The organism is uncultured Phascolarctobacterium sp. (genome assembly GCF_937920985.1).
Classification (GTDB): domain Bacteria; phylum Bacillota; class Negativicutes; order Acidaminococcales; family Acidaminococcaceae; genus Phascolarctobacterium_A.
In genome coordinates this window covers 32,108-48,101 of the sequence record NZ_CALDXR010000058.1, presented here as the reverse complement: position 1 = coordinate 48,101, position 15,994 = coordinate 32,108, and the positions used below count along the sequence as shown (strand labels likewise).

Sequence of the window (15,994 nt, the reverse complement as noted above, 5' to 3'; positions counted from 1 at the left end):
CTCTGATTGAAACGATATACAATTGCGACGCCAGAAATTCACACATCCAGCTCAACGCTTACCGGACAATGATCGCTGCCGAAAACCTCATTGTGAATCTCCGCACTCCGCAGCTTATCCGCAATCCTGTCCGAAACCACAAAATAATCAATACGCCAACCCGCATTCTTCTCACGCGCCTTAAAGCGATAGCTCCACCAGCTGTACTTAACCTCCTCCGGATGCAGATAACGGAAGCTGTCCGTAAAGCCTGCCGCCTTCAGCTCGCGGAACTTAGCACGCTCCTCATCCGTAAAGCCCGCATTCTTGCGGTTGGTCTTAGGATTCTTCAAATCAATCTCCTCAGCCGCCACATTCAGATCACCGCAGACAACAACCGGCTTCTTCGCATCCAGCTCCTGCAGATAGGCACGGAACACATCCTCCCACACCATGCGGTAATCAAGACGCGCCAAGCCATCCTTGGAATTCGGCGTATACACCGTCACCAGATAAAAGCTCTCAAACTCCAGCGTAATCACACGCCCTTCCTTATCGTGCTCCTCCTGTCCCAGGCCATAGGTAACAGCCAAAGGCTTAACCTTCGTAAAAACAGCAGTACCACTGTAGCCCTTGCGCTCCGCACTGTTCCAATACTCCTCATAGCCAGGGAACACAAAATCCGCCTGCTCACGCTGCATCTTCGTTTCCTGCAGACAAATAATATCCGGCGCTGCCTCCTGCAAAAATTCAGCAAAGCCCTTTGTCATGCAGGCACGCAAACCGTTAACATTCCAGGAATATAATTTCATAAGTTCAACCTCTTTTCCGTAAATTTATCTGACACCGCGGCAGCAAAACCACCGTGCGATTTTTCTACTCTATTTGATTATTGTAACATTACACGCCCAAAAATAAAAGAGCTGCCCGCAGCGCATCATCATCAGCAATGACAAAACGCGCCCGGAAGCTCTTAAAATTTAAAACTTAATTTGCGACGGCTCGTAATCAACCGTTGTCTTGATAAAAGCAATCTCATTGCAATACGGATACTGCGGACAATACACGCATTCCTTCCATACCTTCTGCGGCAGCTTATCCTTCGCCGTTTCAATATAATCACACTTGGCAAAAAATCCCGGCTGATAGGTCAGAGTGAAAAACATCGTCACGCCGCGCTCGATGCCCTCCTTTTCCAAATGCTCCACCAGCTGACGACCTATACCTGTTTTCTGCAGGCTCGGTTCCACCGCCAACGAGCGTATTTCCGCAAAGCGGTCCCAGACAAAATGCAGCGCACCGCAGCCCAACAGGCGGTTATTTTCCACCGCTAAAATATAATCACGCAGATTCTCGTAAATCGAATTGCGCGCACGTGGCAGCATCAAGCCTTCCTTTGCATAATAATTCAGCAATTTGTGTATATGTTCTACATCGCCGAAAGTTGCCGGTCTAAAAACAATCATTTTTCAAACCCCCTCATTTGTATTCCCCATATCAGTTTATCGAACGCAACTGATTTTCTATATATTATCACGTATTACAGCAGAGTACAAGTATAAAAATGCAAAAAAAGAATTAATCAGTGTAATAACATACTGATTAATTCTTTTTTAAAACAAGGTTACATTCTTTCCTTCAGCATATCTGCCGCAGCACACAAAGCCACAATAATCGCAGCCGGTCGCGGCGGGCATCCGGGCACAGCAATATCAACCGGCACCACGTCAGCTGCACGCCCCACAACAGCATAAGTGCTGCCATAGGTTTCGCCGCCGCAGGCACAGGCACCGCAGGCCATAACCATTTTCGGTTCAGGCATAGCGGCATAAGTCATACGCAGCGCCTGCTCCAGATTGCGCGTAACTACGCCGGTAACCATAAGCATATCCGCATGACGCGGAGAAGCAACGAAGGCAATACCATAACGGTGCAAATCGTAAACAGGGTTGCTCATCGCACCCAGCTCAAAATCGCAGGCATTGCAGCTGCCAGCGTCAAGATGACGCACATGCAGCGAACGTCCCAGCTTCGCTGTGACTGCCTCGCTGACTTCAACGGCACTGTCAGCCAGAATCTGCGCCAAAGCATCATGGTTCGTGTGCACCAACGCCTTACGCGCGCAGGCCTCTACACAGCGGCCGCAGAAAACGCACTTACTGTAATCTATTTTCGCTTTACCGTCAGCCACACTCACTGCATCTACCGGACAGGCAGCGGCACAGGCACCGCAGCCGTCGCAGCTGCCGTCGCACTGCAGCTGACCGCGCAGACGCTTGTGGCCCGTAGTATCAATATTTTCGGTAGCAATCTTTCCGTGAAGAATTGCCTCCAGCATTTTTAACATCTTGCCACCTCCTTAGCGGTCTATGCAGGCATAGCATAACTCAAAGCTTTTATTTATTAACGGGAAGTCAGGAATGATGTCACCCTGTACCGCTACAGTCAGCGCCGGCCAGTTAGGATAGGAGGCACTGCGCACAAACAGGCGGTCTATGCGGCCTTCCTTGTCCAGCAGCAGGCAGTGCAGATTATCACCGCGGGCAGATTCACTGATGCCCCAGGTAAAATGACCTTCCTCCTGCTTAAGCTCGCCCAGCTCAACCGCCAGCTGCGTTTCCGCGTTGCGGCGCAGCTTGCTGATAAGCTGACGCACCAGCTTCAGGCTTTGGGCAACCTCACCGATACGCACCTTGATACGTGCTTCGACATCGCCCGCTGTTTCCATAATCACCTCAAAATCAAGCTCATCATAAATACCGTAGCCGATATCCTTGCGGCTGTCACGGGTACTGCCGCTGGCACGCGCACCCACGCCTACCATAGCCAAATCAAAGGCAGTATCCGGACGCACTCTACCGGTGGTACGAATACGGTTGACGAAGTTCGCCTGCTCCCACATGATATGCACCATATCGGCATAAACAGCCTCTACCTCGCGCAGTACGTCCTCAACCTCCTCCAGCATCGCGTCGGTAACATCATACTGCACACCGCCGGGGATAATCAGACCGCGCAGGAAGCGGTTGCCTGCCAGCATTTCGTTAAGCTGCATCAGATATTCCTTCAGACGTGTGCCCATGCTGATTACAGGCGAGAAGCCGACACCGGCGCAGATATTGCCCGTATCACCCACATGGTTATACAAGCGCTCCATCTCCGCAGCCAGTGTACGGATTAACCACGCACGGTAAGGCACCTCTGCCTCCGAGCATTTTTCTACCGCCTGACAGAAGCTCAGCGTATTGGCTACACTGCAGGCACCGCAGATGCGTTCTACAATCGGCAGTGCTTCCATCGGCGTAAGGCCTTCGACAGCCTTTTCAATACCACGGTGGGTAAAGAACAGCTTGGCATCCAGCTGCAGCATAGCCTCACCGGCCTGGCTGAAGCGGAAGTGACCGGGCTCGATGATGCCTGCATGGATAGGACCTACAGGAACCTCAAAGAGGCCTTCGCCCTGAGAGGTAAGCATTTCGTATTCACGCTGTCCGCGTGCATCGTAATCCTTGGGATATTTTTTCAGCAGCGGATGGAAGCCTTCGGGAAAGCTCTCATGCAGCACCAGCGGACGCATATCGGGATGTCCCTGCGGCTCGAAGCCGAACATATCGTGCAGCTCGCGCTCATACCAGGCAGCAGCTGGCAGCAGCGTAGTCAGCGATTGATATTCCAGCGGACCGTCCGCCGGGAACGGTGCCTTCAATACATCGATATCGCGTTTGGCAGCATTATAGAACAGGCAGTAGATGGCCAGACCGCCGCCCTGCAGCGTTTCGTCTGCGCCGAACATGGCAGCCAGCGGACGCTTGCCGCTGTCGCTGCAGATATTGGCAGCACCACGCAAATTTTCCGGTTTAACTAGCATTATCTCAGCCTCCTATAATCTGCACAGCCTGGTTCAGCAGATTGTTGAGCCAGGGAATATTTTCAAAGCCGGCGCCCACTACGCAGGTCAAAAGCAACAGCGCTGCCAGCACCGGTACGTCGGTAGCGCCCAGCAAATCGCCCAAGGGCTGACGCTTCGATTTATCGCACAGCATACGCATACCGTGGTACAAAATACCAATTAAAACGCCGGCCAGCAGGATAATCAGCAGACTGCCTGCTACCCAATGTCCTTCACGGAACATGGACGCCATAATGTAAAACTTACTGAAGAAAAGGCCCATCGGCGGCAGGCCCAAAATGCCCAGCATACCCAAAAGCCAGAATGTCGCAGTATGCGGTACATCCTTAATCATACCGTGAATACGCATCATATTACGAGTCTGATATTCCTGGATAATCGTGCCGGCAATATAGAACAGCACAAACTTAATCATCGCATGACTGTACATATGCAGCATTACAGCCTTCAGGGAAAAAGCGGAAAATACACCGATACCGGCAACCATAATGCCGATATTTTCCATAGAGGAGTACGCCAGAATACGCTTCACGTCACGCTGTACAACAACGAACGGCACCGCAATCGCCACAGTCAGCACAGCAAAGAACAGCAGCATGCTGCTCATCATCGCAGCACCCGCTGTCGGCAGCAGGATAACCAGATTACGCAGCAGCACATAAATCGCACAGCTGCAGAGCGCACCGCTCAGCATACCGCTGGTCAGCGACGGAGCCTCGGCATAGGCATCCGGCAGCCAGGTATGCATCGGCGCCATGCCTGCCTTCGTACCGTAGCCGATAACGATAAACAGCAGTGCCAGCTTGGTCATCGCCGGATTCAGGCTGTTGGCATGCTCATGCAGATACAGCCAGCTGAGCGCCTTTTCGCCGCCCAAAGCATCAAGCTGCGCATAATACAGCACCAGTGTACCCAAAAGTGCCAGGCAGATGCCGACGGTACAAACCATGATATATTTCCACGTTGCTTCCAGAGCAGCGCGGGTAAATTTAAAGGAAATGAGCAGCGCACTGATTAAGGTAGTCGCTTCGATTGCTACCCACATCAGGCCCAGGTTTTTTACCAGCAGTACGATGAACATCGTCCAACAGAAAAGCTGCATCAGCGCAAAGTAACGGCCGGTCTGCAGCTGCTCGCCCTTGAGTACGCCGCAACGCTCCTCACGCGTAAGATAATTACGCGCAGTCCAGGTTGCTGCCAGATAAAGTGTGGTAATAATAATGATTACCCACATATTCAGCGCATCAATGTAAAAATAATCATCAACATAGGGCACAGCAGGATTAAAGGACTTTGCCATCAGCGCCACGCACACACCTACCGCAGTTGCCGTCAGACGGTGCAGCCAATGCAGGATATTATTGCCGAAGCCCGCAGCCAGTGCCAGCACCGCGCATAAGGGTGGCAGGCATAACAGTATCAAAATATATGTTAACATTACATCCCCTACCCTTTCAGCTTGTCCAGCACATTTGTATCCGTCGTTTTAAACGACAGACGCAGACGCGAGGTTAAAATAACAAGAATAACAACAGCAATCAGCACATCCAGGAAAATGCCCAGCTCGATAATCAGCGGCAAGCCTTCCGTCATAATCAGACCGAGCAGGTAAATGCCGTTTTCCAAGGTAATCAGGCCAATCATCTGCATAATGGCACGGCTGCGCATAACAATCAGCGCCAAACCGGTCATAATCATAAACATAGAGGTCGCTAAAATATCGCGTCCCTCGGCCTGCGGCAGCAGACCATCAATTACCATGTAACCGAGTGCCAGACTGCAGGCTGCAAAAGCGGTGGAATAGTTAACATTGATATCGCTGACAATTTCACGCTCATCGCGCAGCTGATTTACCACGCGCAAAATAGCGTAGGGAATAAAGAGCACCTTAACGGCAATTGTCAGCACACCGGGCAGCCAGGCATGCAGGCCGCTGCCATGGCTCATGCCTACGACAAGGCAGGCTGCCGCAATCAAAGCAGACTGCAGCGCCAGGCACAGAGTTGCACGGCGCAGCTCCACAAAGCGCGTCTGCAGGAAAACGATAAACATTAAACTTACAACCAAATATTCCATCGTTACCTCCTTACTGTGCCACTACTGCCAACAGCAGCATCAGGCCCGCTGCGGCCAGATATACACGCACTTTGAAAAGGCGCATCTTATTGTTCAAGGTTTCTACTACGCCTACTGCTACCGCACCGATAAGCACCTTCAGCACTACCGGCAAATCCAGCGGCAGATACAGCATAGCAAAGAGCACCAAAAATACCAGCAGCTTGAGCTGGCTTGCCCAATGGATGAGCGCCAGCAGACGGCCGGAATATTCCAATGTCATACATTCATGGATCATCGTCAGCTCCAGATGCGTATCGGGGTTATCAACCGGGATACGGCTGTTTTCGGCCAGCAGCACCAGGAAGAAGGCAATGCAGGTCAGCACGCCTGCTACCGTCAGGTTGACCTCATCCGTACGCAGGCTCATGCCTGCCAGCGAAGTGCTGTTGGTGTGCAGCACGTTGGAAAGCACGGTCAGCATTACCACAGGCTCAACGAAGGCAGCCACATAAACCTCACGGCTGCCGCCCATACCGCCGAAGGCGGTGGCTGCATCCATCGAGGAAACTGCCATAAAGAAGCGTCCCAAGGCCAACAGATAAACAAATACAAAAACGTCGCCGAAGCCGGCCTGACCGCCTAAGAAGCCCGGCAGCATGCAGGCTGCCGCAAAGGTCGTCAGAAAATATACGCAGGGTGCCATACGGAAGGTGATGCTGGCATAAGGAGTAAGCATAGTTGGCTTGCCCCACCATTTGCGGATATCGTAATATTCCTGCCAGATTCTGCTGCCGATACGGTTCTGCATCCAGGCCTTTACCTTTTTAACAATGCCGGTTACCAGCGGAGCGCACAAAAGCAGCAAAATTGCCTGCGCCATACCGAGGGCCAGCTGTAATAATTCATTCTCTAAAATCATTTATAAAGCGCCCCCCATACCAGTACCAACATCATTGCCACCATAACATAGGCAACATATAAACGCACACTGCCCTGCTGCAAACGGCGCAGGAAATTAGAAATACTTACAAAATGCTTTTGCAGCGGCTGATAAAGTTTTTCCGTAATCATATCGGGAATTTCCAGCTTGTAGGAAAGCTGACGTCCGAAGTAAGCATGCTCCTTGCGCATGTAGGTTACCTGACGCTTAGGCTTCAGCAGATAATCGAACGCACGGCGTACCGGCTTACTGAAGCCGGTTGCGGAATACTGCTGGCGCTGCGTCGGATAGGTACCACAGTTCCAGGTAACATCCTCCACAACAAAGCAGTCCTTAACAGCCAGCCACAGCACTGCACCCAGCACCAGCAGCAAAGCCAGCAGCAGCAGCGGCTTGTAGCAGACAGCAGTACCGACACCGGCCCACGCCAGATTCATTCCGAAGGCATCAAGATCAACAGGCATGCCCAACGCCAACAGAGCGGCGCGAACGACCGGCAGCGGATAAAGACCGCAAGCAACAACTAAAACAGCTGCAACGCCCATAGCAGCGAGCATAAATTTATCGGATTCGTGCGCATGCTCCACAATTTCACTGCGAGCACGGCCCAGGAAGGTGATGCCGAAGAAGCGTACAAAGCAGCCGAGAGCCAGTGCTCCGGTAAAGCCCAGCAGAACAAAGGACACAGCCGTCCACAGGCGGATATCCTGCCCGGCGCAGCTTGTACCCAGGCTGATAAAGCTCTGCAGCACCAGCCATTCACCGGTAAAGCCGTTCGTCAGCGGAATAGCGGCGAGTGCCAGCGAGCCGACGAAAGCAAAGACAGCGGTATACGGCATTTTGCGTGCGAGGCCGCCGAACAGCTCCAGGTTCTTGCTGCCGGTACCGTGCATAATACTGCCGGCACACATAAACATCAGCACCTTCATAATGCTGTGGTTAAAGGCATGCACCAGCGCTGCCACAAAGCCAAGCATATAAAAGCTGCTGCCGGAAGCCTTCATCAGCATACCGCAGCCGAAGGCAGCAAAAATCACGCCCATATTTTCCACGGAGGAATAAGCAAGCACGCGCTTAATATCCGTTTCCATCTGAGCATAGAGTACGCCCAAAAATGCGGATACTACGCCTGCCAGCAGTACAGCAACGCACCACCAGTAATTCCAGGCAGGCAAAAAGCTGAACATAAAACGACCGAAGCCGTAGAGAGCAATCTTCAGCATAACACCGCTCATCAGCGCGGAAACGTGACTGGGTGCTGCCGGATGCGCCTTAGGCAACCACACATGCAGCGGCACCAGTCCGGCCTTTAAGGCAAAGCCAGCAAAGGCACAGACAAAAACAAGATGCTGCCAGCTGCCCTCCAGCGTATTCTTGGCCATAGCAGCAAAGCTGAAGCCCTCGCTGGCAGAGCCTGTCAGCAAGAAGGCAATCATAATCGCTGCCGTACCTACGCTGGTCATAACCAGATACTGATAGGCAGCATTCCAGGTAGCACGCTTTTCGGATTCATGGTTAACCAGCATAAAGGAGGCTACGGCCATAATCTCCCAGAAAAGCAGGAAGCTGAAGGCATCGCCTGCCAACAGCACCAGTACCATAGACATGATGAACAGGCACCACATGCCGCCCAAAAGACGCAGACGGCTGCCATCATAGCTACGCGCATAACCAAGCGCGTACAGACTGGTAACAACACCGGCGATACCGGTCAAAAGCAGAAAGACTGCGCTCCAGCCATCGCAGCCTAAAGAATACGAGCCCCAGGTCAGGGGTGCGGGGCTCACGCCGCCGAAAAGCAGCAGGCCTGCCGCATAAGCGCAGACAGCGCTGCCAAAAAGGGCAGCGCTGTTAGCAAGCCAGTGTGCAGCACGCTGCATGCCGTGGGGAAGCAGCATGGTTAATACGCCGATGCCATAGAAGCCCACAGCCACTAAAAACATTTCCATTTCATCACCTACACATAAAAATTTCAACTTCTTCACAAAAATGACATGTATCGTTAATTATAACACATTTGTTGATTGCGTAAAAGCAAATTACTGTTAAGAATACAAAAAAATACACCGGGCCTGCAGAAATTCCACAGGTCCGGTGGTTTATAATAAGGCATCGGCATCAAATTAGCTTCTGGCAGATGATATTTTTGCTTTTACTTATCTGCCTGCAGCGCCAACTGCTTCTGCAGCCTTTTGCGCAGCAGCTCAATGAAGCTGGCAGGCTCCTGCACCTGCAATAACGGTCCGAAGGACAGTATACGGATAACCATATCTATTGCATCACTTTTGTCGTATGTCAGATGCAACCTGTAATGCTTTTCATCAAGACGCTCCGTCGTCTTTTCCAAATGCGAAAAATGCAGCATCGCCCTCTCCAAAGCATTGCGTTCATCCGTCAGCAATGCAGTAAGCTTGCAGCGCTCTGGTGCCTTCTGCTCACATATCTCTGCAGCGTCCTGCTCTAACAGCCGGCACTCTTTGATACGCGCAACATTCACATAATGCAAAGAACTGCCACACACCGCTTTTAAGCGAAATTTATCGTCCTTCGCTGAATATTCTATTTGCATTGGCAGATATCTTTTTCGCATGTTATCGTTTTTGTTGTTGATAAAGCTGATTTCCACCCTGCGTTTTTCGTTTATAGCCTGCAGCAGCAGGCGAAAATGCTGCTTGTACTGCGGATCATCATAAGGATCACCGTCATTATAGCGATCAAAATATACAAACTCCTCCTGGCTGAACAAAGGCTCTACATCCTCAAGGCCAGTACAATCTACATTAAAAAGCTGCATCCGCTTATCGCTCAGCAAGGTTTTCAGCCAGCGCCGTTGCAGAATTGTCAGAGGCATCGTCGGAGTATGCTGCAGCGGTGTAGTCATATCGCTTTGGAGCAACGGCCACTCGCAATCTTTCAATGATTTGGGTATTGTCAGATAGCTGTCGCCAAAGGCCTGCTCCTGCACAATCCGATTTATTTTTTCTGTTGTCAGCTCACCCTTTTGCGCCTGCTCCAGAATAAAGCCAACAACCCTAAAATATGTACCATATACTTCGTTAAAAAAGATATCACTGCTTTTCATCTGCTGCCTCCTCCTGATAATAAGACGCCATTTGCTTCAAATCCTCAAAGAAAAGCTCCTGGACATTCTCGTTACTGCAGCTAAAGGCGGTAATACGCCCGATAAAGGTGCGTATCCACGGCAACAGCTCACGCGCATCATACACGGCAGCACTGAAGCGATAATGCTCCGCATCCAGCTGCCGCACCGTGCCGCAGCGCTTTTCGCGCTCCAGGCGCTGCACAATAAACTGCTCGTCGGCTGCTGTCTCCACCGTAAAGCTGATTTTCTCCAGCCTGTCCGTCCTGAGCATGCCTGCGCCCCAAATGTGCGGCGCCGCCTCCTTGGCCATCTGCAGCAGCTCCTCATAGCGTTCTTCCGGACGTTTAACCTCAATACTTTCGATATGGTCCAGACGGTTGAACAGCAGCTTCTGCGCAGCATAGCTGTAGCTCAAAAGATACTGCCGTCCCGTCCTCGTGCTGCAGTAAATTTTCAAGGGGCAAACGTATTGCGGTATGCTGCTGCCGTCCTTGTCACAGCGGTAAAGCGTTACGGACTGCCTGCTGTTCATCGCCTCCAGCAGCTCGTACAGCAGCTTGCTGTCCATCGTATATAAAATAAAATGATGCTTAAATGCAAAGGCCTCGCAGTCCTCGGCAAATTTATCCAGCAGATAGGAGCCTGCCTCTCCCAAAGGCGCCGCCTCGGAAAAGAAGGCGCAGGCAAGCTGCCAGCTGCGCCAGTTCACCTCATCCTGCGCCAAGCAGTAAAGATTGCGCCGTCCCTGCTTCACCAGCCGCAGCATTCCCAGCGCAGTATATTCATTCAGCTTGTTGCGCACCGTCGATTCATCGGGCTGACGCAGCTGATTATCAAAACAGTTAAAATAACGGCCGCTCAGCAGCTCCAACAGCTCTACCGCCGAATAGGCCTTGCCGTCGGCAAGAATATCCAGCAGATAAAAATGCAGCGTAATATCCATGGACGTAAAGCTCTTGGCCTTCCAGCTTTTATACAAGGGATTATGACTGATACTGCTGCTGTCGAAGGAAATGCGGTAGGCTCTGCCGTCCGCTTCGCTTTTGAAGCTCATGTAATCCTCCAGCCAACTGTCCAGACGCCGGCGATTATCATCGTAGCTTCTGGAGCTTTTAGCGGTAAAATCCTGCCGCTTTTCAAAGCCGTACACATAAAAGCGCCGCATAAAATTGCGGATATCACTGTAATTTTTAAAAAGCTCGCTATAAGCCATCTGCTTTATTTCCCCTTACGCTCTAATTTAATATTAGTATAACATAAGCAGCGTATCTCTGTAATTACAAAAACGGCGCAACAGATTTTTGCATCCGTTACGCCGTTAATTTATTTTTTATTCAACTGTTACACTCTTTGCGAGATTACGCGGTTTATCAACATCACAGCCGCGAGTCAGCGCCGCATAGTAGGCCAGCAGCTGCAAGGGCAGCACTGCCATCAGCGGTGCCAGATATTTGTCAGTACGCGGGATGTAGATAACATGGTCCGCATATTTTTCCAGAGAGGTGTCACCTTCAAAGCCGATGGCAATAACCACAGCCTCGCGCGCCTTAACCTCCTGCAGGTTGCTAACGGTTTTATCATATACATCCATCTGCGTTGCCAGTACGATTACCGGCACACCGGAAACAATCAGCGCCAAGGTGCCGTGCTTCAGCTCGCCTGCTGCATAAGCCTCCGCATGAATGTAGGAAATTTCCTTCAGCTTCAGCGCACCCTCCAGCGCTACGGCATAATCAAGGCTGCGTCCCAGGAAGAAGGCATCCTCACTACTGCCGTATTCACGCGCAAACACCTTAATCTGGTCCACGTTTTCCAGCATTTTATGAATCTGCTCGGGTACAAAGGTCAGACCCTGCACCAGCTCCTGCTCACGCTCGGCACTCATGCTGCCGCGCAGACGGCCTACATAAATCGCCAGCATCAGCATTGCCAGAAGCTGTGTAGTGTAAGCTTTGGTAGATGCTACGGCAATTTCCGGACCGGCATAGGTATAAACAACCTGGTCTGCCTCACGCGCAATAGAGCTGCCGACAACGTTGGTAACCGCCAGAGTGCGGGAGCCAAGACGTTTAGCCTCGCGCAGTGCTGCCAGCGTATCGCTGGTTTCACCGCTCTGGCTGATAACAATAGTAAGGCTGTTGCCGTCAACAAGCGGATCACGGTAACGGAACTCGCTGGCAATATCCACCTCAACCGGCACACGCGCCAGCTGCTCCAGATAATATTTGCCGACAATGCCTGCATGATAAGCGGTACCGCAGGCCACGATAAAGATTTTATTGATTTCACGCAGCTCCTCGGCTGTCCAGTTCAGCTCAGGGAAGCCGATGGTTTTTGCTTCCGCATCCAAGCGGCTGGTCATGGTATCGCGCAGAGCCTTGGGCTGTTCATAAATTTCCTTCAGCATGAAATGCTCAAAGCCGCCCTTTTCCGCTGCTTCCGCGTTCCAGTTGACCTCAAACACCTTCTTGCTGATGGGAGTGCCGTTGATATCCTGCACCCATACACCGTCTGCCGTTACCGTGGCGATTTCGCCGTCGCTCATAATAAAGGTACGGCGCGTATGGTTGATAATTGCCGGAATATCGGAAGCGATAAAGTTTTCACCTTCGCCCAGGCCGATAATCAGCGGATTATCCTTTTTGGTGCAGATGATTTTATCAGGCTCGTATTCGCACATAAATACCAGACTGTAGGAGCCCTTGATAAGCTTCAGCACCTTTTTGACGGTTTCTTCGAAATCTCCGTCATATTGGTCCGCCATCAAATGAGCTACAACCTCACTGTCAGTTTCGGACAGGAATTCATGTCCCTTGGCAATCAGTTCTTCCTTCAGGCCAAGATAGTTTTCAATAATACCGTTATGGACAACGACAAACTTACCGCTGCTGTCCGTATGGGGATGCGCGTTGCGATCCGACGGACGGCCATGTGTTGCCCAGCGTGTGTGACCGATACCTACATTGCCCACAGGCATATTGCCTGCCAATTTCTGGCGCAGTGCATCCAGACGGCCTACACATTTTTCTACACGAATGCTGTTGTTTTCATAAACAGCAATGCCGGCAGAATCATAACCGCGATACTCCAGCTTGCTCATACCGTCAAGCAAAAAGGGGGCTGCTTCGTGATTACCGATATAACCTACAATTCCGCACATAAGTAGTAATCCTCCTCTACGCTGCAAGGTGTAAGGCATCATCTGCTTCGTCAAGTTTTCTCGTATCTGATACCTTCTCCCTTGCGAGCCTGTATTATATTCTTTGCCCTTTCTGCCACCGTGCTTTTCTCTCCCCCGTTACCGGAGGGCTTTGTACATGGTTTGCGGCCTGCAGCCGGCCGTGAGGCATCCGCTGACTGATCGATAACCTCATTCCTCGTCCACCGCCTGAGCGGTACATGCGCTTACATCCTTCCCTGTCTGCTTTTGGCAGCAAAGACAAGGCTCTGCTGATTTATGAGCAAACAGACAATGAGCCGCGCAGGCAGGCAGTCCCACGCGGCACATCCTCAGACTAATTTAATTTTACAATATGAAGACTGGCAGGTCAAGAAAAGATTCCTTGAACTTTTAAGGCCTGATGCTTGCCTGCAGGCGCTTCATATAGTATAATCCCATCTTAGATAATTGAATTTTGTTTTTATATTCGTAAGTCCTAGATGTGATAAGGGTTTGAGCAGCTAAAAACAGCTTTTTTATGTGGGAAGTTTGAGTAATAGTATAAGACGTGAGGGATTTGTGAATTTAATCAGAACGGTTGTCAAACGCTTTACTTTGTGCTATCATAGAAATAGAAAAGGTGCCGCCGATAGACGGTTATCCTTGAACATTTAGTTATAAAAAATAACCGCTTGTTTTGCAGACTGGGCGGTTATTTTTTTACGTGAATTTGACCTAGCGCATAACCTAGAGCAAATCCTAGAGCTACTGAAGTCAGACATAAGCCGAGAACAGAGATAAGATTATCTAAAGTCATCATTGGTCTCACCCCCTCTTGCCATTAGATTTGCAGTAATACAAAATCTTGCTGCCAGAGGGACAACCGCCTACCGTTATGGAAGCACCATAAAAATATTTTAGCACAAAAAGCGAACACATACAACGAACAAGCTGTGAAAGTTTCTCTGCTCAAAAAACAGAGCACATAGCGTACAAACGCCCAACTATTACCGTTTGGTAGTAGTTGGGCGTTCTCTTTTTTTGATAGCTGTTGTTGTATACTTGTTTTATCAGTAGTACAAATATGCTCCACCTGTTTTTTCCAGAATAAGATTTTCGATGTCATAAACGTCGTAATATCGCTTACTTATGCAGTAGCTGACAATTTTGTCGGCGATGATGTCGCCAGATAAAGAGTAGCCTGCGATGTTGAGCATTTCTTCTGTCTCTTTGTTATTTAGTTCCAAAGCCAGGCATAAGCAGAGAATCGTACTTTTGCTAGGCTTGTAGCCGGTATCATTCATGCTGCGGATTTTGGAAAAAACAGTTTTAGAGACGTGCGCTTTTTTATAGAGTTCGTTTTCTGCGATATCTTTTTCTTCGCAGTATTTGATGATGGAAGGATAAATGTCGCAGGAAGTGTTAGAAAAGCTCTTGACGATGTTTTTAATATTGCTTAATGACGACAGGGGCGGCGTGCATACCTTGCCGACGCTGACTGAACCATGACGAGACGTAGCATAGGCTATAATGACATAGTTGGACATTATTTCCTGATAGTTTTCTCTTAAATTCTCTATTACGCGTTTGTCGTTCGTCATAGTGCGGACCTCCAAAAAGTTTCTTGCAAAGAAACCGAAAAGTGCTGCTTATAGTGTAACATATAAGCAAGGAAAGATAAAGTGAGAAAAAATAACAGTGTTAAAAAGTAACTGTACATTTCGTGAAGATAAAAAAGACATTTGCTTGACGGAGGTACAGAGGTATAGTGAAGTAAAGCTTTATCTTCTTAATAGATTTATAGACGGAATGGAGGAGTTTAAATGAGTAATATAGTTCCTTTTGATTTTAACGAAGTATTGGCAGTGGCAGTAGAGTTTCCTGGCGTAAAGATTGAGAGAGAAGAATTTCTTCGAAATAATTTTTCTAGCAGATTTGATAGTGAAATGGTAACACGAATTGTGCAGACTAGTCCTATTAGAGCTGGAGTAAATGAAAGTGTTTTGCATGAAATTGCAAGAGATTGCATTGATTACGAGCAGATGAAAGTTTCTGCTTTGTCCTTTGCTACTGGTTGTGGCGGTTTAGTAGGAATCCCGGCTGATTTGGCACAGTATCTGGCTCATGTCCTGAGAATATCTCAGAAATTAGCCTATATTTATGGCTATCCGGAAATTTTTTCTATTGAAGGAAGTATAGACGAAAAAACTCAAAAAATAATTTTGTTGTTCATTGGTGTAATGTATGGAGTCAGTGGTGCAAATAAAGTTATTGCTGAAATATCTAAGTCGCTTGGCGGCAAGGTAGGGAAAGATATTTTGAGAGCGGCTTTGACAAAAACTGCTTGGTATCCCTTGCTACAACAAGTTTGCAAACAAGTGGGCATTAAAGTGACAAAAGATGCTTTGAGTAAAACTACTACTAAAGTATTTCCGGTGATTGGAGGAGTGGTTAGTGCAGGATTTAGCTATTACTGCTTCGGTAAAGGGGCAGAACGCTTGCATAAAACTTTGAGAGAAAACCACGTAAGATAACGATGTGAAGAACTGTGAGGTGGCTTCTTATGCCAGACAACAAAATTTTAATCATGATTGGTGGTATGGCCTTCTTGCTCCCTGCGGCACCATTCCTCGCATTAGCAGGTATCGGGCTGATTGTTGTCGGCTGTATAATTTATTCCGTAATCAAGAGTTTTGATGAGTAATAGTATAAGACGTGAGGGATTTGTGAATTTAATCAGAACGGTTGTCAAACGCTTTACTTTGTGCTATCATAGAAATAGAAAGAGTGCTACCGATAGACGGTTGCCCTTCAAATTAACTGTTAAAAATAACCGCTAGTGTA

At 49.4% G+C, this 15,994-nt stretch carries 14 protein-coding genes; 2 read left to right on the top strand and 12 right to left on the bottom strand.

What is annotated here, in order from left to right:
* Positions 1-38: 38 nt before the first annotated feature.
* From Q0612_RS10035 to Q0612_RS09980, 12 genes are all read right to left on the bottom strand, one after another.
* Positions 39-791 (bottom strand): exodeoxyribonuclease III, encoded by a 753-nt coding sequence (locus Q0612_RS10035; RefSeq protein ID WP_298884217.1) that lies wholly within the window; start codon positions 789-791, stop codon positions 39-41.
* Positions 792-959: 168 nt separating this feature from the next.
* Entirely contained in the window at positions 960-1,442 is a 483-nt protein-coding gene (locus Q0612_RS10030; RefSeq protein WP_363186529.1) for an N-acetyltransferase, read from the bottom strand.
* A gap of 161 nt (positions 1,443-1,603) precedes the next feature.
* Positions 1,604-2,326, bottom strand: coding sequence for an NADH-quinone oxidoreductase subunit NuoB (gene nuoB, locus Q0612_RS10025; RefSeq protein WP_298884212.1), 723 nt, complete (start codon positions 2,324-2,326; stop codon positions 1,604-1,606).
* 12 nt (positions 2,327-2,338) lie between these two features.
* Positions 2,339-3,847, bottom strand: coding sequence for an NADH-quinone oxidoreductase subunit C (locus Q0612_RS10020; protein ID WP_298884209.1), 1,509 nt, complete (start codon positions 3,845-3,847; stop codon positions 2,339-2,341).
* A 4-nt stretch (positions 3,848-3,851) separates the two neighbouring features.
* Positions 3,852-5,327, bottom strand: a complete 1,476-nt coding sequence (locus Q0612_RS10015; RefSeq protein ID WP_298884206.1) for a proton-conducting transporter membrane subunit — start codon at positions 5,325-5,327, stop codon at positions 3,852-3,854.
* A gap of 8 nt (positions 5,328-5,335) precedes the next feature.
* The gene (locus tag Q0612_RS10010; RefSeq protein ID WP_021720884.1) at positions 5,336-5,965 is read right to left on the bottom strand and encodes a hypothetical protein; all 630 of its coding nucleotides are present in this window, start codon (positions 5,963-5,965) and stop codon (positions 5,336-5,338) included.
* A gap of 10 nt (positions 5,966-5,975) precedes the next feature.
* The gene (locus Q0612_RS10005; protein ID WP_298884202.1) at positions 5,976-6,866 is read right to left on the bottom strand and encodes a respiratory chain complex I subunit 1 family protein; all 891 of its coding nucleotides are present in this window, start codon (positions 6,864-6,866) and stop codon (positions 5,976-5,978) included.
* Complete coding sequence (locus Q0612_RS10000; protein WP_298884200.1) at positions 6,863-8,836, bottom strand: proton-conducting transporter membrane subunit; 1,974 nt, start codon at positions 8,834-8,836, stop codon at positions 6,863-6,865. The genes Q0612_RS10005 and Q0612_RS10000 overlap by 4 nt, the downstream gene beginning before the upstream one ends.
* Before the next feature lie 203 nt (positions 8,837-9,039).
* On the bottom strand, positions 9,040-9,969 hold the full coding sequence (locus Q0612_RS09995) for a WYL domain-containing protein (protein ID WP_298884197.1): 930 nt from the start codon (positions 9,967-9,969) through the stop codon (positions 9,040-9,042).
* Positions 9,956-11,203: a WYL domain-containing protein gene (locus Q0612_RS09990; protein ID WP_298884194.1), complete on the bottom strand. Its 1,248-nt coding sequence runs from the start codon at positions 11,201-11,203 to the stop codon at positions 9,956-9,958. Before Q0612_RS09990 ends, Q0612_RS09995 begins: the two co-directional genes overlap by 14 nt.
* A 117-nt stretch (positions 11,204-11,320) precedes the next feature.
* Complete coding sequence (gene glmS / locus Q0612_RS09985; protein ID WP_293808214.1) at positions 11,321-13,150, bottom strand: glutamine--fructose-6-phosphate transaminase (isomerizing); 1,830 nt, start codon at positions 13,148-13,150, stop codon at positions 11,321-11,323.
* A 1,070-nt stretch (positions 13,151-14,220) separates the two neighbouring features.
* Entirely contained in the window at positions 14,221-14,751 is a 531-nt protein-coding gene (locus Q0612_RS09980) for a hypothetical protein (protein ID WP_298884190.1), read from the bottom strand.
* 222 nt (positions 14,752-14,973) lie between these two features.
* On the opposite strand from Q0612_RS09980, the gene Q0612_RS09975 reads away from it, so the two are divergent.
* A complete protein-coding gene (locus Q0612_RS09975; RefSeq protein ID WP_298884187.1) occupies positions 14,974-15,684 on the top strand; it encodes an EcsC family protein in 711 nt (236 codons plus the stop codon).
* A 29-nt stretch (positions 15,685-15,713) separates the two neighbouring features.
* Positions 15,714-15,854 (top strand): hypothetical protein, encoded by a 141-nt coding sequence (locus Q0612_RS09970; RefSeq protein WP_021720876.1) that lies wholly within the window; start codon positions 15,714-15,716, stop codon positions 15,852-15,854.
* Positions 15,855-15,994 lie beyond the last annotated feature (140 nt).